Source organism: Streptosporangium sp. G11, assembly GCF_051192615.1.
Classification (GTDB): Bacteria; Actinomycetota; Actinomycetes; order Streptosporangiales; family Streptosporangiaceae; genus Streptosporangium.
Map to the genome: position 1 here is coordinate 82306 of NZ_JBPJUQ010000016.1, position 19350 is coordinate 101655.

Below are 19350 nucleotides of genomic sequence, written 5' to 3' on the forward strand. Positions count from 1 at the left end.
GCCGCGCACAAAACAACGACCGCCTCGCGCTTCGACCGGCGGGGCCTGTTCGCGGTTGCGGGCATCGAGGCGATTCCTCTCCCTCGTTGGGAGGTGCCCCAGCGTGGCATCCACCTATATCTATTCCATTGCCAAAAGTTGTCCAGACGGCAAATCCCGTTCCGGAATTCCGTCTGATGCGAGAAATCTGCATCAGACGGAATTTCGAAGCACCCAGAACGCGCCCGCGTACATGGAGCGCCGCCCAGCTCGGCCACCTGCGGGTAGCCGGTACCGCCGCGGCGGAGGCGCCCAGCTCGCCACGGAGACCTCCCGGCCCTGTCCCTACGGCATGGCGCGGGCGATCGAAGCCCAGGGTGGCGGCCCTGCGACCGGTCGCGCCGGCTACATGATCCCGCCGATCCCGCGTACCGACTCGCGCTGCGCTGCCACACGCCGGCCGATCTCGCCGAAGCAGCCGCACACAGTGGTCAGGGGGCCTCCGTGCGCGGCATCCTCGCGGAAACGGAGGAGGCGGCGCTGCTCACTCCGTCGCCCTCGCCGCACAGCGGCCTGCGGCACGCGCGGGCCGTGCTCGCAGACGGCGGCCAGGCGGAAGCACTTCCCGTTCCGAGTCGGGCAGCGCGCTGTCACGACCGGACGAGGCGTCGACGCTCGTGTCACGGTCAATCGGCGTCCGGCCGCCGGATCCGGTCCGGCCGGCTGTACCGCGGGCGGAGCGGGTTGTTCAGCGAAGGGTTCGCCGTTCCTCGCGGCGGAGGCCCGGCCATGTGCGGCGTGGCGCGTGCCGTCAGCCGATGGCGGCCAGCAGCTCGCGGCGGAAGAGGCCGGGCTCGGGGTAACGGGCGGCGTCCGCGCCCAGGGTCATGATGCGGTCGACCAGGCCGGGCCTGGCCAGGACCTGCTCGGCGGGCTCCAGCATCGAGCCCACGTCCGCGTAGGCTCGCACCAGATCGGGGTCGGCGAGCTTGGCCGCGTCCAGGGCCCTGGAGACATGCCAGGCCGGGTCGCCCGTCTCGTACTGCTCGCCCCTGATCACCGCGTCGATCTCGGCGAGGCGGTGCGTGTCCCAGTCGCGCAGCGTCCGGTAGTAAGGCGCGGCGGTGTACTCCAGTGCCTCGGCGAAGACGATGCCCAGCTTGACGGGATCCACCGCGTTCACCGTGTCGATCGCGTCCCGCAGCAGCGCGCCCTGCACCAGGCCCATCGACAACCCCAGCCCGAACGTCGAGTTCGTCGTCGCCCACGCGTCGCCCACGGCCACCAGCCCGGTCACCGTGGGCAGCCCGTCGGCGACCAGGTCGCGCCGCCTGGCCTGGCCCACCGACATGACCTGTACGCCGGTGAGGGGCTCGCCGTGCCGCGCCCAATGGGCGTACTCGGGGAACAGCCCGAGCGCGCGGTCCCAGGCGCCCGCGTCTTGCAGGCCCCGTAGGTCGCGGTCGCGGCTGGAGACCACGAGGAACAGGGACCAGGCGCCGTTGTCGCCCGGGAGGGCGCCCGCGGTGATGGTCTCCCGGTGGGTGAGCGGCCAGTGCGCCGCCTCCGGCAGACCCTGGCCGCCGTCACGGAAGTGCCTGGCGTAGTAGACGAACCCCGCCTCGGCGCGATCCTCGGTGTCACGGAACGGGGCGATCTCGGCGAGCATCCTGGGAACCCGCGAATTACGGCCGCCCGCGTCAACGATCAGGTCCGCGTGGAGCACCTCGCCGTCACGGGTCTCCACCCCGGCGACGTGCGGCACGCTGGGCAGCCGTTCACCGCCGGGAACGAGCCGGGCGACGCCGTCCCCCCGTCGTACGGTGACACCGGCGGTGCGTGCCGCCACGGTGGCCAGCGCGAACTCCAGAACCGGCCGGCGGGCGGCCACGGTCTCATACCGCTCGTCTCCCGCGCGCCTGCCGCCCACGGCGGGGACGCCCCATGCTCCGGCGATCATGTTGTGTCGCCGGCTGCCCGCCGCTTCCAGCTCGGCGACCACCTCGGGCAGTTCCCGCTGCAGCAGGGCCAGTCCGCGAGGCATCATCACATGGGGCAGCCGGAACTGGCTCACTCCCGGCCGTTCCCAGGACTCCCACGCCTCCTTGCCGGTGGCGGGCGGTTCGGTGAAGTCGCGCTCCAGCACGGTGACCCGATGGCCTCGCCCGGCGAGCAGCATCGCGGTGGCGAGACCGGCCGGTCCCGCGCCGATAACAATAACGTTCGTGGTCATAACGGTCACGATGAAGCCAAGGACCGGCTGTTCACCAGGCCAGATGCTGCCCACTTCCTGTCCAATCACCATCTTGCGCGAAGCACGGTCCCGCACCTGCCGACCCTCGTCACCGGCCTTCGCCGTCATGCCGACACCCTCGCGGGTTCCGCGGTTGACCGGCCCCTCCTCAGACCGCCACGCGCCGGAACGCGACGTAGGTCACTCCTGGGTCGCCGGGGCGAGCGCGGAGCACGAGTCGATCATCTTGACAACACGCGCCTTTGGGCCGGAATTCAGGTCTCGGCGTCACGCAGGACGTGCGCCGGCCTGGGCCGCGCCGGGCCGAACCGGGGCCCCGCGCCGGAGGGCCGCCCGGCCGCGGCCCCCCGGTCGCCCGTGCCGGGGACGGGTTCGATCAGGTCGTCGATCGTGCAGTCCAGGATGTCCAGCAGGGCCATCAGCACGCGCAGGTTCAGCCGTTCGGGCCGCTCGGCGACCAGCCGGTAGACCTGGCTCGGTGACAGCGTGACACCGCGTTCGGCCAGCAACGGCCCCAGGTCCGTGGTGGCGTACATGTCGCGGTCGGCCATGACCCTGCGCAGATGCCAGCGGTAGTCCAACTTCGCCGTCACATCGGTTCCTTGTCTGCGGAGACCAGGGGAAGACTGCCGTGGCTCTCGCGCGTCATCGTGTTCATTGTGGGCGCGCCGGGCGAACGCGGGCCGCGATCGTCGCGGCGACGGTGCGTCCGACCTGCTGCCGCACGAACGCCAGGTCGGCACCGCCCTCCAGCAGATGGGCAATGTACGCGCCGCGCATGCGGTGCGGCGTCATCGCCTTGTCCAGGCCGAGAGCGTCCCGGTAAGACGCGAACCGCTCCCTGATGCCCCTGGCGCTCAGGCGCCCGCCCCGCTCCGTCGGCCACAGCGCGGGCTGCCGGCTGGAGCGGTAACGGGGCCGGATATGGTCCACGTAGTCCTCGACCGCCTCCACGGCCCACGGCATCGTGCTGACGACCGTCCGCCACCTCGGTGGCAGGCCCGAGGGCCCTACGTCCAGGGCGCCGAACCGGCCCAGTTCGGGAGCGTCGGCACGGCGGTGGAAATCCGCGATGTCCAGCCCGGACGCCTCGGAACAGCGCAGCCCCCACGCGTAGACGACCTTGAAGACGGTGGCGTCCCGATAGGAGGCCAGGGCTCCCTTGTGCCCCCGCCGCAGTGCTGTCTCCACCTGGGCGTCGGCGTGGTCGAGGAAGAGCTGGACCTCCTCGCGCGTCATCGGACGGCGCCCTGGGGCGTCCCGGTACACGGCAGATCGCCCTTGCGCCCGGCGCCCGGCTCCAGCACCAAGGACACCTCGTGCTCGGCGGACGGCCCGCCCGCCGGCACAGCCACCCACGGTCGTTGGGTCATGATCGATCAGCCTTCCTCGCATGACATGGGAGACGGTCCCGCCGACCGGTTCCCCGCCGACCGCGTGTTCCGTGGACGTGCCTTCGAGCATCGGGTCATCGCCTGACCGGTTCCCAGACCGTTTGCCGTCCATCTGCCGTCCGGCCGGTCCGGCGACCCGCGGACGCCGCCGGATCGGTCTGAAAGTGGCTGGAATTTGGCCTTGCCTATGAAGGGCGCAAACCAGGATCTTGTCTGTCGATCCATCCGAGATCCATGTCCTCAAGGAGCAGTGGTGCACGATTCTGAAGCAACGGCCCAGCACGTCGGCCGGCGGGACGTGCTCCGCGGCGCGGTACTGCTGGGTGCCGCGGCGGCCACGGCGGGCATGACCGCCGCCCCCGCCGCTGCGGCCGCCGGCCCTGTGGCCGTGGCCGCGGGCCCCGCCGGGATGCCGACCTACCGCTACCTCCGCGACGCCCTGGACGTACCGAACCTGAACTACAACCTCACCGGCGAGTTCATCTTTCCCACCATCCGGGGAGTGTGGGACAAGATCAGTGGCGCGCGTGCCCGCTACTACCTGTACTACGCGCCACACGAGAATCCCGGCGGCATCTGCGTGGCCTTCAGCGACTCCCTGGACAGGCAGTTCACGGAGTACCCCACCAACCCGGTGATCGACAGACGGCTGCCGAGCACCACGGTCAGCCATGTGTCCTCTCCCCACGTCATCTGGGACGCGGCCACCAAGCAGTTCTTCTGCTACTTCCACGGCGAGAACACCGTGACCCGGGTGGCTCGCTCCGCGGACGGCATCAACTTCAGTGACGAGACGCCGATTCTGAGCACTCGCCTGATCCCGGGAACATCGGAAACGTCATACGCGCGGGTGTTCGAGCACGCGCTGCCGGGCCGCAACAACAAGTACGTCATGGTGTTCATGGGAGTCAAGAACGGCCGCCGGATCTTCTACGGCTGGTCTCCCAACGGCTGGGACGACTGGCGGTTCAGCCCCACCCCGCTCGTCAACCCCGAGCCCGACGGCGTGACGGACATCTCCGGTCCCACACTGGTCAAGCGCAATGACACCACCTACGTCGCCTACCACGGCAGCGACGGCAAGATGCGGATCACCGAGGTCGGCGACGACTTCGACAAGGAGATCCACCTCGGTGTCTTCCACTCGCCGATCCCGTCGGACAACGGCCGGGTCGCCGCGCCGTCCTTCGGCACCCAGGACGGCGTCCAGTACATGTTCTACGAGGCGGGATCACGCCTCGAGGCACGCATCTGCATCGCCCGAGCCGTATGAGCCGGGCACTCCGGCAACGCGGCGCCGCACCGGCACCGTCCACGACTTCGCCGCGTTCGGCGCCCCGCGTGACACGCACGTCTCCCGTACCGCACCGATCCAGGCCATCCGCCAGGCGATCGGCCTCCTGTCGACCGCGCTGAAGACCTACCAGGAGCGACCATGACCACTGTGCCCACCATTGTTCTCGTCCATGGCGCGTTCGCCGAATCCGCGAGCTGGAACGGCGTCATCGCCGGACTGCGCGAGCACGACCTGAGCGTGATCGCCGCCGCCAACCCGCTGCGCAGCCTGTCCGGCGACGCCGACGTCGTCTCCGGCCTGGTCTCCGCCCTCGACGGCCCGGTCGTCCTGGTCGGCCACTCCTACGGTGGCCAGGTCATCTCAGGCGCCGTCCGCGGCGACGACCGCGTCAAGGCGCTGGTGTTCGTGGCCGCGTTCGCCCCCGAGGAAGGTGAGAGCATCGCCGAGCTGAGCGGCCGCTTCCCCGGCAGCACGCTCGGTCAGACCCTGAACCCGGTCGCGCTGCCCGACGGCAGCACCGATCTGTACATCCACCAGAACCGCTACCACCAGCAGTTCGCCGCCGACCTGCCGCCGGAGCGCGCCGCCCTGGATGCCGTCACCCAGCGGCCGCTGAACGACCGCGCGCTCAACGACAAGGCCGGTCCGCCGGCCTGGCGCCACCTGCCGTCCTGGTTCGTCTACCCCGAGCTGGACCGCAACATCCCGCTCGCCGCCCACCGGTTCATGGCCGAGCGGGCCGACGCCCGCGAGCGGGCCGAGATCGGCGGCGCCTCACACGCGCTGCCCGCCTCCCAGCCCGCCGCCGTCGCCGGCGTCATCCTCCAAGCCGTCGAAGCCATCGCCTGACGACCTTCCCGCCGCCGGGGGGCCGGCGGTGCCGGCAACCCGGATTTCCACCCGTTCGCCGCATGGGACGGTGACAAAATGGTCGCCACCGCCAACCTGGTGCTCGATCGGTCGGCGCGCCGCCCGCCGAGGAAGCGTGCGGCCGGACCGCGCCGATTCCCGATCACATCTCCGCTTCGTGACAGACCGCGTGAACAGAAAGTGGACAGCCGAAGGTCTGGGAAATGAGCAGCCACATCAGGTCAGCTGAACGAATGCCGTCTCTCCTCCCCCACGAAACCGCGAGGGAGATCCACGCAGAGGGCGAACGATGTACATCAGCACCTGGATTCCAAGGCAGATACTTATGATCAACTGGATCGGCTTCATTCCCGCCGCTCTCTTCGTTTCCCTCATCCCAGGCGCGAACCAGCTCCTTGGCCTGAGCAATGCCGTGCGCTATGGCACCGCGTACGCCCTGGCCGGAATCGGCGCACGGCTGGCCGCCTTCGTCCTCCTCATCGGGCTGATCGTGGCCGGGCTCGGCGCGGTGCTGGCCTCCTCGGCCACGGCGCTCACGGTGATCAAGTGGGTGGGCGTCGGCTATCTCGCCTGGATCGGGTTCTCAGGTCTGCGGCGTGCGTGGCGGGCTCCGACCGACGCCTCGGCCGCCTCCCCGTCCGACACCGGCAAGAGGTTGCGGCCGCTCGTCGTCAACGAATTCGTCGTAGGGATCAGCAATCCGAAGGCCCTGCTGCTCTTCGCCGCCTTGTTGCCCCAGTTCACCGGCGGACCAGCCGATGACACCGGCGCACAGCTCGCCTTGCTCGGAACGGCCTATCTCGCCATCGAGTTCATCGTCGGCCTCGTCTATGTCGGAATCGGGAGCGGGATCGGGGCGATCGGCATCTCGGCTCGAACGCACCGCAGGATCGACCTCGGCAGCGGCCTGTGCTTCCTCGGCCTCGCCGGGCTTCTCGCCCTGGACGACGTCACCTGATCCTCGACGGAGTGCACGCCCGGACCGAAGCCGGAAATCGAGCCGCCGGTAAAGGATGACGATGAACATACGACCTGAAGGAGATCAAGCAGATCATCGACGAGTACCCGACGCCGGAGAGCGTCAGCGGGCGTGGAGAGCTGATCGCGCCCGCGCTCAGGATCACCCCGCGGGCGGCGTGCGCGGGGTGATCCTGGCCGCCCGCGGTGCGGAGACGTAGGCCGCTCGCCCGTGCGCCCTCCGGCCTGACCGTGTGTCCCGGTCGAGCACGCGTTCCCGGCGAGGCGGGGCTCGAATCCACCGGGACGTCGCCGTCCGCACCTGCCGTGATTTAGACTGTTCATCTAAGGCATGTACAGTCTGTCCAGAGCATCTCTCTTCTGGAGGATCGATGTCCGAGGACGACGAGCATCCCTACTCGACGGCGTTCCGCGGCGGTGACCCGGTGGCGGTTTCGGGACGACCGGGCGTGAGCGAGCCAGGCGTGCCGGTGCCTGGCGGGTTCGACGCCGAATGCGCGCGAGCGCTCGCCAACCTGGACGAGGCTGTGCGGGAGCCGGCCCATGAAGCGTGAGCAGGACGCGATCATCGCCGCGCTCACCCCCGTGGTCGACGGGATCGTGGCGACGCTGGGCTCGTTCTGCGAGGTGGTGGTGCATGACTTCCGGCGGCCGGAGAACTCCGTGGTGGCCATCGCCGGCTCCGTGACCGGGCGCAGCGTCGGCGGGGCGATGAGCGAGATCGGCATGGGCATCCTCGCACGCGGCGACCAGGCGAGCGACGAGCTCAACTACGTCACCCGCACCGGGGGCGGGAAACTCGTCAAGTCCTCCACCATGGTCCTGCGTGACGGCGACGGGACCGTGTTCGGAGCCCTGTGCGTCAACCTCGACATCACGGCGGTCACCCAGGCCCACGCGCTGATCGGGCAACTGGCCGGACTCACCTCCCCCGCCGGCATGCCGACCACGACGTTCGGGGACGACATCGACTCCGTCGTGGACGCCGTCGTGGACGCCCACCAGCTCGAACAGAGCAAACCCTGGACGGAGCTCAGCCGCGAGGAGCGGCTGGAGCTGTTCAGAGGCCTGGACGAACGCGGCGTGTTCGCCGTGCGCCGGGCGGTTCCCCAAGTGGCGGCCCGGCTCGGCATCTCACGCGCCTCCGCCTACAACTATCTCTCCCAGGCACGGAACGAATCCGACACCTCGCAGGAGCAGCAAGCATGACGAACGCACTCCCGGTCACCCTCGATGACGTCCACGACGCCGCCGCCCGGCTCAAGGGCGTCGCCCACCGCACGCCTGTTCTGCGCTCCCGCACCCTGGACGCCCTGGTCGGCGCGGAGATCTTCCTCAAGTGCGAGAACTTCCAGCGCATCGGCGCGTTCAAGTTCCGCGGGGCCTACAACGCCGTCTCCCGGCTCTCGCCCGCACAGCTGGCCAGGGGCATCGCCGCGTACTCCTCCGGCAACCACGCCCAGGCCGTGGCTCTCGCCGCCCGCGAGATGGGCAGCACCGCGGTGATCCTCATGCCCGAGGACACCCCGCGGTCCAAGCTGGACGCCACCGCCGGGTACGGCGCGGAGATCGTCACGTACGACCGTTATACGGGTGACCGGGTCGCCATCGGCGAGGCCCTGGCCGCCGACCGTGGCCTGGCACTGATCCCTCCGTACGATCACCCGCACATCATCGCCGGTCAGGGCACCGCCGCGCTGGAGTTGATCGAGGAGGTCGGCGAGCTCGACGCGCTGCTGGTGCCTGTCGGCGGCGGCGGGCTGATCGCGGGCAGCGCCACGTCGGCCAAAGGGATGCGCCCCGGCCTGCGAGTGATCGGCGTGGAGCCCGAGGCGGGCGATGACACCAAGCGGTCGTTGAACCGGGGTGAGCGGGTGTCCGTCCCCGTCCCGCGCACGATCGCCGACGGCCAGGCCGCGGACATTCCCGGCGAACTCACCTTCTCCATCAACAAGCGGCTGGTCGACGAGATCGCCCTGGTCTCCGACGACGACATCCGCGAGGCGATGCGGCTGGCCTTCGAACGGCTGCGCATCGTCGTCGAGCCCAGCGGCGCCACCCCGCTGGCCGCCCTGCTGTCCGGGCGGCTGGAACGCGTACCGCCCAGAATCGGCCTGATCATCTCCGGCGGCAACATCGACGCCCGCCGCTTCGCCGAACTGTGCGCGGGCGCGCCCCCCGCCTAGATCACCGCGCTGCCCGACCCCGGGGAACCTCGCCAAGGGCGGTGATCGCCCCGTTTCCAGCACCCGCGAGGCACGCTTCCGGACCGGCGTCCGTCAGGGATCGGTGAGGAGGATGCCGCGCAGCGTCCGGGTCAGATGGCCGACGAGAGATTCGCGGCTCATGTCGGCCAGGGGGCCGACGCCGACGACGTACCGGCTGAAGGTGACACCGATGAGATGGGCGCCGAGGAGGTCGATTCGTTCGTCGGCGTCCGCTCCCGCCACGACCGTCCGGTAGGACTCGATGCTGCGCTGCCGCATCGCGGCGTAGAGCCGGGTCGCGCTCTGTTCGTCGGAGGCGACGCTGCGGATGAGCGCGATGAACGGGTCGTTGCCGTCGGCTTTCTCCATGCGGTCGACGTAGGCCTGGGCGATGCGTTCCGGAAGGGTTTCCGGCGCGCCCGGCATCAGGTCGTCGAGGTCGCTCGAGCCGGGCATCGCGGCGATGAACAGCTGTTCCTTCGAGGGAAAGTGCCGCATGACCAGGCCGTGGGTGACGCCTGCGCGCTGGGCGATCTCCCGGATGGTGGCACGGGCGTAACCGCGTTCGGCGAACGCCGCGCGTGCGGCCTCCAGGATGGCGGCCTTGCTCGCCTCTGGATCGCGCCTGCGCTTCCCGGTGTCCGGTGCGGTACTCACGAGCTAAGTGTACATCTGGTCACTAGTGGTGCTACGGTCACTAGTGACCATTTGGTCATTAGTGACCCGTCGGGAGAAACAACCATGTCCCTCGAACCACTGACCCCGCAGAACACCACGATCGTCCTGGTCGACCACGCCGTCGGATTCGCCAACGTGCTGCGCTCGCACGACACCGCCCAGCACATCAACAACGTCGTCGGCCTGACCAAGACGGCCATGTGGTACGAGAGCGGCCTGGTCGTCACCAACGGCCTGCCCACCAAACCGTCCGGTCCCCTCTATCCCGGCCTCCTCGAAACGATCGGTGACCACCCGGTGGTCGAGCGGGGCGGCGCCATCAACGCCTTCGCCGATGAGAACTTCGCGGAAGCCGTACAGCGGACCGGGCGCAGGAAGCTCGCGATCGCCGGAGTGTCCACGGAAGGATGCGTGCTGCAGACCGTACTCGGCGCGCTGCGGCTGAACTACGAGGTCCACCTCGTCGTGGACGCCTCGGCCAGCGTGACCTCCGAGACGCACGCCGTCGCGGTCCAGCGCATGGTGCAGGCCGGGGCCACCCCCGTCACCTGGTTCTCCCTGGCAGGGGAGTTCCAGGCCGACCACCGCGATCCGACCTTCCCGCACTACCAGCGGCTGATGCGCGAGCACGTCCCGACCATGGACATGGGCGTCCGGACCTACCTGGCCGCCTACCAGCAGGCGCAGCGCGCCGCGTAGCCGGTCACTCGCCGGACCCGGTGGGAGTCACCACCGGGCCCCGGGCCTCGTCGCCCGGGAGCTCAGGTGTCCGCGCCGCACGGGGGCTTCCTGAGCACGTCGTGGTTCCCCGTGTTCTCCCCGCCCTCAACGGTGTGAGGGCCGGCGGGTTCGGCGGAGGCCGGGGCCGCGCCTCAGGCGCCGTCCGTTGCACGCTTGACGAGCCTGACCACGACGCTCTTGGACGTGGGCGTGTTGGAGGTCTCCGCGACCGAGTCGAGCGGCACCAGCACGTTGGTCTCCGGGAAGTACGCGGCGCAGCAGCCGCGGGCGGTCGGGTAGGCGACCGCGCGGAAGGACTCCGCCGTGCGCTCCCCGTCGGGCCACTCGCTGACCAGGTCCACCATGTCGCCGTCGGCCAGATCCCGCTCGGCCAGGTCGTCGGCGTGCACGAAGACCACCCGGCGGCCGTTGCGGATGCCCCGGTAGCGGTCGTCCATGCCGTAGATCGTGGTGTTGTACTGGTCGTGGCTGCGGACCGTCTGCAGCAGCAGCCGCCCCGGCGGGACCCGCAGCACCTCCAGGTGGTTGACGGTGAAGTTGGCCCTGCCCGTCGCGGTCGGGAAGCGGCGCTCGTCGCGGGGCGCGTTGGGCAGCGTGAAACCGCCCGAGAGTCGGGCGCGCAGGTTGAAGTCCTCGAAGCCGGGGACCACCCGGGAGATGCGGTGGCGGATCACGTCGTAGTCGGCCGCGAACTGCTCCCAGGGCACGTGCGGGTCGGCGCCGAACAGCTCCGTCGCCAGGCGGCAGACGATGTCCACCTCGGAGAGCAGGTCATCGGAGGCGGGCGGCAGGTTGCCCCGCGAGGCGTGGACCATGCCCATGGAGTCCTCGACCGTGACGAAGCGGCCCGCGCGGCCACCGCGCGCGACGTCGCGTTCGGTGCGTCCCAGCGTGGGGAGGATGAGCGCCTCCCGCCCGCACACGGCGTGGGAGCGGTTGAGCTTGGTCGACACCTGCACCGTCAGCCGGGCCTGGCGCATCGCCTCCTCGGTCACCGCCGTGTCGGGGGTCGCGGCCACGAAGTTGCCGCCCATCGCGACGAAGACCTTCGCCCGCTCCGACCGCAGCGCGCGGATCGCCTCCACGGTGTCGAAGCCGTGGTCGCGGGGCGGCTCGAAGCCGAACTCGTCGCGCAGCGCGTCAAGGAACCAGGCCGGCGGCCTCTCGTAGATGCCCATGGTGCGGTCGCCCTGGACGTTGGAGTGGCCGCGGACCGGGCACACCCCCGCCCCCGGGCGGCCCACGTTGCCACGCAGCAGCAGGAAGTTGACGACCTCCCTGATGGTGGCGACGGAGTTCTTGTGCTGGGTGAGCCCCATCGCCCAGCAGACGATGACCGACTTCGCGCCGAGCACCTCCCGTACGGCGTCCTCGACGGCCGGGCGGTCCAGCCCGGTCGCCTCCTCGACCTCCGCCCAGTCCAGGGAGCGCAGGTCCCCGGCCCACTTGTCGAAGCCGTGGGTGTGGGTCTCGACAAAGGCGCGATCGACCACGGTGCCGGGGGCGGCGTCCTCGGCTTCGAGCAGGAGCAGCGACATAGCCTGGAAGAGCGCGAGGTCGCCGTTGAGGCGGATCTGCAGGAACCGGTCGGCCAGCGTGGTGCCCTTGCCCACCAGCCCGGAGGCCTTCTGCGGGTTCTTGAAGCGGAGCAGCCCGGCCTCGGGCAGCGGGTTGACCGCGATGATCCTGGCGCCGCCGCGCTTGGCCCGCTCCAGCGCCGACAGCATGCGCGGGTGGTTGGTGCCGGGGTTCTGGCCGACCACGAAGATGAGGTCGGCCTGGTACAGATCCTCCAGCGAGACCGTGCCCTTGCCGATGCCGAGGGTCTCGTTGAGCGCCGAACCGCTGGACTCGTGGCACATGTTGGAGCAGTCGGGCAGGTTGTTGGTGCCGAACCTGCGCACCAGGAGCTGGTACGCGAACGCGGCCTCGTTGGAGGTGCGGCCTGAGGTGTAGAACAGCGCCTCGTCGGGGCTGTCGAGGGCACGCAGCTCGCGGGCGATGATGGCGAACGCGTCGTCCCAGCTCACCGGCACGTAGTGGTCGGAGCCCTCGGGCCGGTGCATCGGCTCGGTGAGGCGCCCCTGCTGGCCGAGCCAGTAGTCGGTGTGCCCGGCCAGGTCGTCCACGGTGTGCCCGGCGAAGAAGTCGCGGGTGACCCTGCGGACGGTGGCCTCCTCGGCCACGGCCTTGGCGCCGTTCTCACAGAACTCGGCCGGACTGCGGCGCCCGCCCTCGGGCCAGGCGCAGCCGGGGCAGTCGAAGCCCTCCTTCTGGTTGACCACGGCCAGGGTGCGCAGGGTGCGACCCACTCCCATCTGGGCGTTCGCGGCCAGCAGCGACCGGGTCACCCCCGGGATGCCGGCGGCCCACTCCTTGGGCGGGCCGACCTCGAGGCCGTCCTCGTTGACGTCGTCGCGCGGAGCCTTCCTGGCCATCCTCGCGCCTCCTTTCGGCCGGTCACCTTCGAGAGCGCACAATACAGGCGCTCAGCCGGGCCCGGTTCCCAGCCTGTCGAGCACCCAGTCGTGGAAGGCCCCGATGTGGTGCTCGCTGGGCACCAGGACCCCACCTTGAGCGTACGCCCGGGAGTTCATCGCGGGCTGGCAGCGCTCGCAGGCCTCGAAGTCCTGCACGTTGACGCGGTGGAAGAGCTCGACGGACGGGCCGAGATCCCTGCCCGAGTCCACGACGTCGCCGAGGAAGAGCCAGTCGCACTCCACGATCGTCCGGTCGGCCGCCAGCGGGAACATCCGGTGCAGGATCACGTGATCGGGCACGAGATTGACGAAGACCTGCGGCTTGATGGTGATCGCGTAGTAGCGGCGGTCCTGCTCCTCGCCGACTCCGGGGATGCGGTCCACCCCCTCGGAGCCGTCGACGGTGAACCCCTGGATCTCCTCGCCGAACTCCGCGCCGTGCCCGACGAAGGACTGCGCCGCGTACCCGTCGGCGAACTCCGGCAGCACCTCGGTGAGCTCGGGGTGGATGGTGGCGCAGTGGTAGCACTCCATGAAGTTCTCGACGATGAGCTTCCAGTTCGCCTTCACGTCGTAGACGATCCTGCGGCCCACCCGGAGGTTGGCGATGTCGTAGTTCTCGATGGACCTCTCGTCGCCCAGCCTGTGCGTCGCCTCGGCGATCACGTCCGCCTCGAACGACGGCGGCTCGTCGGCCAGGCACACCCACACGTACCCGATCCACTCGCGCACGTGCACGTTGATCAGCCCGTACTCCACCCGGTCGATGTCGGGCATCTTGGTGAGGTTCGGCGCGGCGATCAGCTTGCCCTCGAGATCGTAGGTCCAGGCGTGGTACGGGCACTGGAAGGACCGCTTGACCTCGCCGGACTCCTCGGTTCTTATCCGGGCCCCCCGGTGGCGGCACACGTTGAGGAAGGCGCGGATCGAGTCGTCCCTGGCCCGGGTGACGAGGACGCTCTCGCGGCCCACCTGGACGGTCCTGAAGGCCCCCGGCCTGCCGAGGTCGGACGCGCGGGCGACGCAGAACCACATCGTCTCGAAGACGCGGGCCTGCTCCAGGGCGAAGATGTTCTCGTCGGTGTAGTAGCCGCCGGGCAGGGTGGCGATCACGCTGGGGGGCAGGCTTCTCGCGGTCACGATCGCTCCTCTTTACGCGGTGCTCGTCTTTACGCGGTGCTCGTCCTTACGCCGTGCTCGCGTCCTTACGCCGTGCTCGCGCGGACGCCGGGCGGCAGGTTCGGGGGCTCCTCGGAGGGGATGACGTAGACGGTGCCGTCCTGAACCACCACCCGGTGGGTGCGCAGGGGGAGCTTGGCGGGAGGGGAGCTCGGCCGGCCCGTCCGCAGGTCGAAACTCGACGAGTGCAGGGGGCACTCGATCTCGCACCCCTCCAGCCATCCGTCGGAGAGGGAGGCGTCCTGGTGGGTGCAGGTGTCGTCCACGGCGTAGATCTCGCCGTCCTCGGTGTGGAAGACGGCGATGGGCGGGTCGACGTCGAGCCGGTGGGCCTCGCCCGGTGGAAGGGTCGCGAGGGGACAGGCAGGGATCATCGCAACAAACCCCAGTTTCGTAGGGCGGAACAGGCAGCGCTATACGCAACAGCGTGACCCCAGGAAATCCCGATGTCAAGGGCCGGTACAGGGGTCTTTCCCATGGTCACGCAGAGTTCCGCGCGTGTGTCCGCCACCACCGCCGGGCCCACGCTCGCGGCGGCCCGGCTCGCCGCCGAACCACCGCCACCGCTCCCCCGCGTGCCGAAGATCGATCACCCCATGGACGTCCGCGCCTCTTCTCGCCCTTCGCCGGTATCGCCGCCGCGACCGTTCACCGTCGCCCCGCCGAACGAGACGATCTCCGAATACGGGGTGCCCGCCGGATCCCCGCCTGGGCCGCGCATCCTCAGGCGAAGATTCGCGCCCACGTGACGACCCGGAGGTCCACCTCGATGAGGCGCTGGTCGTTGCCGCGTACGGCCAGAACCTGGACCCACGAATAACGCCGGCCGTCCGTGCGGACGCAGAACTGGGCCTTCTCGTTCAGTGCTCTTCGGCCGACGGCGCCGTAGTAGGCGGTGACGCCTTCGCATGTGGTGCGAAACTCCGCACTAAACTTTGCGCTTTTGATTGGATTTATCCATATTAGTCGGACTCTTAGTAGATTGTCGCATTTGGTAAAGCAGTAATGGCGTGGTGATCGCGGCGGTGAGCCCGAAGAAAAGCGAGGAAGAGGGCGGCTCACGCGTAGGCGTCGAGGCCGAGTTTGATCGCGACGAGCAGCCCGCAGGCCGCGGTGCCCAGCCGGAGCGCGCGGCCCGGCAGGCGGCGGGCGATCGGCGGCCCGAGCAGGCCGCCCAGGAAGAACCCCAGCGAGAGCGGCGCCACCGCCGACCACTGCACCGGACCGAAGAAGGCGAAGCCGACCGAGGCCACCGCGTTCGCCAGCGAGGACACGACGGACTTGATCGCGTTGATCCTGACCGGCGTCTGGTCGAGCACGGCCGAGAGCACCGCGAACATGAGGATCCCGCCCGCGGCCCCGAAGTAGCCGATGTAGACCGCGACGCCGAACAGCGCGGCGCGCGCCGCCCATCCGTCCTCGTCGCGGAGCCCTCCGGCCGTCCCGGGCGCGCGGACCAGCAACAGCGAGGCGACCGCTATCAGCCACGGCGCGATCGCCTCGAACGTGTCGGAAGGGGTCATCAGCAGCAGCGCCGATCCCACCGCCCCGCCGATCAGGGTCATCATGCCGAGCCGCAGGATCCTGCCGCCCTGCCCGGCGAGTTCGGGCCGCGACCCGAACGCCGCACCCACCCCGTGGAACGTCAGCGCCACCGTGTTCGTGACGTTCGCGGTCAGCGGCGGCAGGCCGAACGCGAGCAGCGCCGGATAGGAGACGATCGACGCCAGGCTCACCACCGTGCCGACCACCCCGGCCAGCATCCCGGCCCCGAGCAGTCCCAGCACCTCAGCGACGTCCACGGGGTCACAGCCAATCACACGCCCCCGCGCCGCGCGGCACCGCCCCGGACCGATCGTGCTTCGTCAGGTGGCCGGGACGGTGCCGCGCCCTGTTCGGCGCCTCACCCGCCCGACGGGGGCGAAATACACTCGCTCGCTCCAGCGGGAGCCCGTTAGTGTCGCGCGGATAGGAAACGTTCTTCTACCGGATTGGAGATGCGGGATGACTTCTCGGCTCGTCGCGCTCTGCTTCGACGCGAACGACCCCCTCCGTCTCGCGCGCTTCTGGGCGGGAGTCCTGGGCTGGGAGATGGTCGACGATCCCCATGACGGCATCGCTCTCCTGCCGAGCGACGACACCGGGTTCCGGATCCGATGTCTTCCGAGCCAGGAGAAGAAGACCGGCCCGAACCAGACGCACTTCGATCTGACGAGCACGTCCCTCGATGACCAGCAGCGGACGGTGGCGAGGGCGCTCGAGCTCGGTGCGCGGCACATCGACATCGGGCAACTGCCGGAGGAGCGTCACGTGGTGCTCGCCGACCCCGAAGGCAACGAGTTCTGCGTCATCGAGCCGGACAACAAATTCCTCGCTGACTGCGGATTCATCGGAGCGCTCGCGAGCGACGGTTCGCAGGAGGTCGGATACTTCTGGAGCGAGGCGCTGGGCTGGCCGTTGGTCTGGGACCAGGACCAGGAGACCGCCATCCGCTCGCCGCACGGCGGCCCGAAGATCACGTGGGGCGGTCCGCCGGTGGCGCAGAAGACCGGGAAGAACAGGCTGCACTTCGACCTCGCTCCCCCCGCGCACGGCGATCAGCAGGCGGAGGTCGACCGTCTCGTCTCCCTCGGAGCGACGCGAATCGACATCGGCCGGCACGAGGCCGGTCAGGTGACCATGGCCGATCCCGACGGCAACGAGTTCTGTGTGCTGACCCCCCGTTAGCGTGACCGGAACCCGAGGGCGGCGACGGGGAGGCCATCACCCCTTCTTCCACGGCCGGTGGGACGCCACGGAGGACGCGCCCGTGGCCCGCCACCAGTCGTCGAGCGGGGTGACCGGAACGGCCCGCTTGTGCCGGGTCGCGAGATAGAACGACTCCACCTTCGCCGCCACGTCCGGCGCGACACTTCTCGGTTCGCGCGGTATCCACCGCTCCCCCGGTAAGGACCCCGAAGGCCCCGAGCTCCTCTTCGCCCCAGCCGGGTGGAACGCCTTCGTCACCGGCGTGAAGGCCAGCAGGTTCGACATCGGCTGAGGTCGTGCCTCAGGGAGCATCCGCTCCCCGCACCGTCCGGCCCCGCGGCGATCCCGTGGCAACCCGTGGCGCGATCCGTCCGGACACCATCGGGACGGGCCTCGCCCAGCCACGTCTCTCCCGGAAACAGCCGGTTCCGGGGACCGGTACGGGGGTCACGGCGCCGGCCCGGGACTGGATCGGGCTCCCGGCAGGCCGGGCGCGCCTCGGCCCTCCAGGTGGGGTCCGCCGTCCGGGTCCTCCGGCGGCGTGGCCGGGGGTGCCGCGGGCTCCGGGAGGTACGGGGGCGCCGCTCCGGCGGGGTCCGCGGGGAGCCGGACGGTGAACACCGCCCCGGCTCCCGGGCGCCCGCCCGCGGTGACGGTCCCGCCGTGGCCGTCCACCACCTCGCGGACGAGGGCGAGACCGAGACCCAGCCCCCCGCTGTGGGACCCGCCGACGAACCGGGTGAAGAGGCGTTCGGCGTCGCGGGGGTCGAGACCCACGCCGTCGTCGCGGACGTCGAGCCGGACCGTCTCCGGGCCGCTGGAGAGGACCACCCAGATGTGGCCGCCCACACTGGTGTGGGTGAGCGCGTTGTCGAGGAGGGCGGAGATCACCCTGCGCAGCGCGGACTGCGCCCCGCGCACGACGTGGCCGCCCGGCCCCTGGCGCCGTACCTCGATCGTCACACCGTGCGCCTCGGCGCGGGCCTCCTCGGCCAGGGCGAGCTCCTCGGCCAGCGCGGCGAGGTCGACCGGGCCGAACGGCCGGCGCAGCTGACCGAACTGGGCCGACAGCAGCAGATCCTCGACCACGTCGCCCAGCTGCCGGGCGCCGTTCACCAGCAGGTCGACCTCGGCCGCGACGAGAAGCGGGTCGTTCCCCCGCCGCAACCCGCGGGCGACGATCTGGGCGCGGATGTACAGGCGGGTCAGCGGGGAGCGCAGCTCGTGGCTGACGTCCGCGGCGAACCGGCGCTGGCGTACCAGGGCCTCGCCCAGCGGCGCGATCGCCCTTCGGGCGACGATCTGACCGATCATCAGCGCGGCCATCAGACCGGCGACCTCCGCGGTGGCGAGCGTGCGCAGCAACCGGTGCCGCTCCGCGGCCTGGTAGCGCAGGTCCATCGCCGCCTGGACCACCACGCCACCACGCCACTGGGTGCGTACGAGATAGGACTGCCCGGCGATCTCGATCCGGCCGACCCGGGGCTCGCGTCCGGCGGCGGCCCGGTGCAGCGCGGCGCGCACCGGCAGCACCGCCGGTGCGCCGGGAGAGCTCAGCACGGCGCCGTCCCGCAGTTCGAACAGCCAGACGCAGGGCGGGGGCCGCGAGAGGAGCGCGTGCTGGGCCGCGACGGCCAGGTCGCGCCGCGCGGAGGCGTCCTGGTCGCCGGTGATGACGCAGTAGACCATCACCCCGACGAGCGCGAGCATCACGGAGATGGCGCCCGCCACCTGCGCGGTGATCCGGCGGCGGGCCCGGACCAGCAGGTGCCGCTCCGGCTCGTGGGGCGGACGCCTCCTCACAGCCCGCCCAGGCGGTATCCCACACCCCGCACGGTGCGTACGACGTCCGCCCCCAGCTTGTTGCGCAGGTAGTAAACATAGGTGTCCACGATCGACTCCGTCCGGGCGCCGTCGAAGACGCGCTGGCGCAGCGAGGCGCGCGTGTGCACCTGCCGCGGCCGGATCGCCAGCGCGCGCAGCAGCCGGCACTCCTGCCCCGAGAGCGTCACCTGCTCACCGGTCGGCAGTCCCACGGTGTGGGAATCGGAGTCCAGCCAGCCCGCGCCGAGCGGCAGCAGCCTGGCGTGGTCGAGGTTCCTGCGGTGCAGCGCCCGCACCCTGGCCAGCAGCTCGTCGATCTCGAACGGTTTGACCAGATAGTCCTCGGCGCCCGCGTCGAGCCCGGTGACCCGGTCGGCGACCGTGCCGAAAGCGGTCAGCATGAGCACCGGCACGGTGACGGCCCGCCGGCGCAGCCGTGTCAGCAACTCGATGCCGTCGACCGCCGGGAGACCCCGGTCGACGATCATCACGTCGTACGGGCGGCTCAGCCCCAGGTGCAGGCCGCGCTGTCCCTCCGGGGCCAGGTCGACCGTGTATCCCTGCTCGGTGAACAACTCGACCAGCATGTACCCGAGCTCAAGGTCGTCCTCGACGAGGAGCAGCCGACGAGCGAGCGGGCCGGATGTCCCCGATGTCACAGCCACGAAGCAACCGTGGCATTCCTCCCACCGAATTACCAGAGTTCCCCGAATACTTGAAA

Annotated in this window: 21 protein-coding genes; 9 read left to right on the forward strand and 12 right to left on the reverse strand. The window is 70.3% G+C overall.

Translation table 11 applies throughout. The features are described from left to right. Positions 1 to 790: 790 nt before the first annotated feature. The 3 genes from ACSDR0_RS17940 to ACSDR0_RS17950 all read right to left on the reverse strand — a co-directional run bounded on the left by ACSDR0_RS17940 (position 791) and on the right by ACSDR0_RS17950 (position 3472). Entirely contained in the window at positions 791 to 2212 is a 1422-nt protein-coding gene (locus tag ACSDR0_RS17940; protein ID WP_435289960.1) for an FAD-dependent oxidoreductase, read from the reverse strand. Positions 2213 to 2487: 275 nt separating this feature from the next. Then, entirely contained in the window at positions 2488 to 2826 is a 339-nt protein-coding gene (locus ACSDR0_RS17945) for a helix-turn-helix domain-containing protein (RefSeq protein WP_435289961.1), read from the reverse strand. Positions 2827 to 2887: 61 nt separating this feature from the next. After that, the gene (locus ACSDR0_RS17950) at positions 2888 to 3472 is read right to left on the reverse strand and encodes a tyrosine-type recombinase/integrase (RefSeq protein ID WP_435289962.1); all 585 of its coding nucleotides are present in this window, start codon (positions 3470 to 3472) and stop codon (positions 2888 to 2890) included. A 408-nt stretch (positions 3473 to 3880) separates the two neighbouring features. Between ACSDR0_RS17950 and ACSDR0_RS17955 the strand changes: the two genes are divergently transcribed. The 3 genes from ACSDR0_RS17955 to ACSDR0_RS17965 all read left to right on the forward strand — a co-directional run bounded on the left by ACSDR0_RS17955 (position 3881) and on the right by ACSDR0_RS17965 (position 6752). After that, on the forward strand, positions 3881 to 4900 hold the full coding sequence (locus ACSDR0_RS17955) for a hypothetical protein (RefSeq protein ID WP_435289963.1): 1020 nt from the start codon (positions 3881 to 3883) through the stop codon (positions 4898 to 4900). 162 nt (positions 4901 to 5062) lie between these two features. Continuing rightward, positions 5063 to 5773 carry an alpha/beta fold hydrolase gene (locus tag ACSDR0_RS17960; protein WP_435289964.1) on the forward strand — a complete coding sequence of 237 codons (711 nt, stop codon included), beginning with the start codon at positions 5063 to 5065 and terminating at the stop codon, positions 5771 to 5773. A 346-nt stretch (positions 5774 to 6119) separates the two neighbouring features. Beyond that, on the forward strand, positions 6120 to 6752 hold the full coding sequence (locus ACSDR0_RS17965) for a LysE family translocator (protein ID WP_435289965.1): 633 nt from the start codon (positions 6120 to 6122) through the stop codon (positions 6750 to 6752). Here ACSDR0_RS17965 and ACSDR0_RS17970 read toward each other — a convergent pair. Beyond that, complete coding sequence (locus ACSDR0_RS17970; protein ID WP_435289966.1) at positions 6745 to 7053, reverse strand: GMC family oxidoreductase N-terminal domain-containing protein; 309 nt, start codon at positions 7051 to 7053, stop codon at positions 6745 to 6747. The two genes, ACSDR0_RS17965 and ACSDR0_RS17970, sit on opposite strands and share 8 nt — an antisense overlap. Positions 7054 to 7143: 90 nt before the next feature. Here ACSDR0_RS17970 and ACSDR0_RS17975 point away from each other — a divergent pair, with 90 nt between their 5' ends. From ACSDR0_RS17975 to ACSDR0_RS17985, 3 genes are read left to right on the forward strand one after another with little or no spacing between them, the layout of a single operon-like run. Further along, the gene (locus ACSDR0_RS17975) at positions 7144 to 7326 is read left to right on the forward strand and encodes a hypothetical protein (RefSeq protein WP_435289967.1); all 183 of its coding nucleotides are present in this window, start codon (positions 7144 to 7146) and stop codon (positions 7324 to 7326) included. Beyond that, a complete protein-coding gene (locus ACSDR0_RS17980) occupies positions 7316 to 7981 on the forward strand; it encodes a helix-turn-helix transcriptional regulator (protein WP_435289968.1) in 666 nt (221 codons plus the stop codon). The genes ACSDR0_RS17975 and ACSDR0_RS17980 overlap by 11 nt, the downstream gene beginning before the upstream one ends. Then, positions 7978 to 8958, forward strand: coding sequence for a threo-3-hydroxy-L-aspartate ammonia-lyase (locus ACSDR0_RS17985; protein WP_435289969.1), 981 nt, complete (start codon positions 7978 to 7980; stop codon positions 8956 to 8958). The genes ACSDR0_RS17980 and ACSDR0_RS17985 overlap by 4 nt, the downstream gene beginning before the upstream one ends. 93 nt (positions 8959 to 9051) lie before the next feature. Here ACSDR0_RS17985 and ACSDR0_RS17990 read toward each other — a convergent pair whose 3' ends face one another. Then, positions 9052 to 9636, reverse strand: a complete 585-nt coding sequence (locus ACSDR0_RS17990; RefSeq protein WP_435289970.1) for a TetR family transcriptional regulator — start codon at positions 9634 to 9636, stop codon at positions 9052 to 9054. Positions 9637 to 9720: 84 nt separating this feature from the next. Between ACSDR0_RS17990 and ACSDR0_RS17995 the strand changes: the two genes are divergently transcribed. Then, the gene (locus ACSDR0_RS17995; RefSeq protein WP_435289971.1) at positions 9721 to 10356 is read left to right on the forward strand and encodes an isochorismatase family protein; all 636 of its coding nucleotides are present in this window, start codon (positions 9721 to 9723) and stop codon (positions 10354 to 10356) included. 173 nt (positions 10357 to 10529) lie between these two features. Here the strand turns inward: ACSDR0_RS17995 and ACSDR0_RS18000 are convergent, their stop codons facing one another. The 4 genes from ACSDR0_RS18000 to ACSDR0_RS18015 all read right to left on the reverse strand — a co-directional run bounded on the left by ACSDR0_RS18000 (position 10530) and on the right by ACSDR0_RS18015 (position 15859). Next, on the reverse strand, positions 10530 to 12836 hold the full coding sequence (locus tag ACSDR0_RS18000; RefSeq protein ID WP_435289972.1) for an FdhF/YdeP family oxidoreductase: 2307 nt from the start codon (positions 12834 to 12836) through the stop codon (positions 10530 to 10532). 51 nt (positions 12837 to 12887) lie between these two features. Beyond that, positions 12888 to 14018 (reverse strand): aromatic ring-hydroxylating oxygenase subunit alpha, encoded by a 1131-nt coding sequence (locus ACSDR0_RS18005; RefSeq protein ID WP_435289973.1) that lies wholly within the window; start codon positions 14016 to 14018, stop codon positions 12888 to 12890. Between the two features lie 65 nt (positions 14019 to 14083). After that, the gene (locus ACSDR0_RS18010) at positions 14084 to 14431 is read right to left on the reverse strand and encodes a bifunctional 3-phenylpropionate/cinnamic acid dioxygenase ferredoxin subunit (protein WP_435289974.1); all 348 of its coding nucleotides are present in this window, start codon (positions 14429 to 14431) and stop codon (positions 14084 to 14086) included. Positions 14432 to 15115: 684 nt separating this feature from the next. Beyond that, positions 15116 to 15859 (reverse strand): sulfite exporter TauE/SafE family protein, encoded by a 744-nt coding sequence (locus ACSDR0_RS18015; RefSeq protein ID WP_435289975.1) that lies wholly within the window; start codon positions 15857 to 15859, stop codon positions 15116 to 15118. Positions 15860 to 16061: 202 nt separating this feature from the next. On the opposite strand from ACSDR0_RS18015, the gene ACSDR0_RS18020 reads away from it, so the two are divergent. Then, positions 16062 to 16784, forward strand: coding sequence for a VOC family protein (locus ACSDR0_RS18020; RefSeq protein WP_435289976.1), 723 nt, complete (start codon positions 16062 to 16064; stop codon positions 16782 to 16784). A gap of 36 nt (positions 16785 to 16820) precedes the next feature. Here ACSDR0_RS18020 and ACSDR0_RS18025 read toward each other — a convergent pair whose 3' ends face one another. After that, positions 16821 to 16955, reverse strand: a complete 135-nt coding sequence (locus ACSDR0_RS18025; protein ID WP_435289977.1) for a hypothetical protein — start codon at positions 16953 to 16955, stop codon at positions 16821 to 16823. Positions 16956 to 16986: 31 nt separating this feature from the next. On the opposite strand from ACSDR0_RS18025, the gene ACSDR0_RS18030 reads away from it, so the two are divergent. Then, entirely contained in the window at positions 16987 to 17097 is a 111-nt protein-coding gene (locus ACSDR0_RS18030; protein ID WP_435290020.1) for a DUF397 domain-containing protein, read from the forward strand. 155 nt (positions 17098 to 17252) lie between these two features. Here the strand turns inward: ACSDR0_RS18030 and ACSDR0_RS18035 are convergent, their stop codons facing one another. Both ACSDR0_RS18035 and ACSDR0_RS18040 read right to left on the reverse strand, forming a co-directional pair. Then, a complete protein-coding gene (locus tag ACSDR0_RS18035; protein ID WP_435289978.1) occupies positions 17253 to 18608 on the reverse strand; it encodes a sensor histidine kinase in 1356 nt (451 codons plus the stop codon). Then, positions 18605 to 19294, reverse strand: a complete 690-nt coding sequence (locus ACSDR0_RS18040) for a response regulator transcription factor (RefSeq protein WP_435289979.1) — start codon at positions 19292 to 19294, stop codon at positions 18605 to 18607. The genes ACSDR0_RS18035 and ACSDR0_RS18040 overlap by 4 nt, the downstream gene beginning before the upstream one ends. Positions 19295 to 19350: the final 56 nt, after the last annotated feature.

Bases quoted from the DNA above. Each gene is read 5' to 3' on its own strand.
- ACSDR0_RS17940 (WP_435289960.1), bottom strand. From the start codon at position 2,212: ATGACCACGAACGTTATTGTTATCGGCGCGGGACCGGCCGGTCTCGCC.
- ACSDR0_RS17950 (WP_435289962.1), bottom strand. From the start codon at position 3,472: ATGACGCGCGAGGAGGTCCAGCTCTTCCTCGACCACGCCGACGCCCAG.
- ACSDR0_RS17960 (WP_435289964.1), top strand. From the start codon at position 5,063: ATGACCACTGTGCCCACCATTGTTCTCGTCCATGGCGCGTTCGCCGAA.
- ACSDR0_RS17965 (WP_435289965.1), top strand. From the start codon at position 6,120: ATGATCAACTGGATCGGCTTCATTCCCGCCGCTCTCTTCGTTTCCCTC.
- ACSDR0_RS17975 (WP_435289967.1), top strand. From the start codon at position 7,144: ATGTCCGAGGACGACGAGCATCCCTACTCGACGGCGTTCCGCGGCGGT.
- ACSDR0_RS17980 (WP_435289968.1), top strand. From the start codon at position 7,316: ATGAAGCGTGAGCAGGACGCGATCATCGCCGCGCTCACCCCCGTGGTC.
- ACSDR0_RS17985 (WP_435289969.1), top strand. From the start codon at position 7,978: ATGACGAACGCACTCCCGGTCACCCTCGATGACGTCCACGACGCCGCC.
- ACSDR0_RS17995 (WP_435289971.1), top strand. From the start codon at position 9,721: ATGTCCCTCGAACCACTGACCCCGCAGAACACCACGATCGTCCTGGTC.
- ACSDR0_RS18000 (WP_435289972.1), bottom strand. From the start codon at position 12,836: ATGGCCAGGAAGGCTCCGCGCGACGACGTCAACGAGGACGGCCTCGAG.
- ACSDR0_RS18010 (WP_435289974.1), bottom strand. From the start codon at position 14,431: ATGATCCCTGCCTGTCCCCTCGCGACCCTTCCACCGGGCGAGGCCCAC.
- ACSDR0_RS18020 (WP_435289976.1), top strand. From the start codon at position 16,062: ATGACTTCTCGGCTCGTCGCGCTCTGCTTCGACGCGAACGACCCCCTC.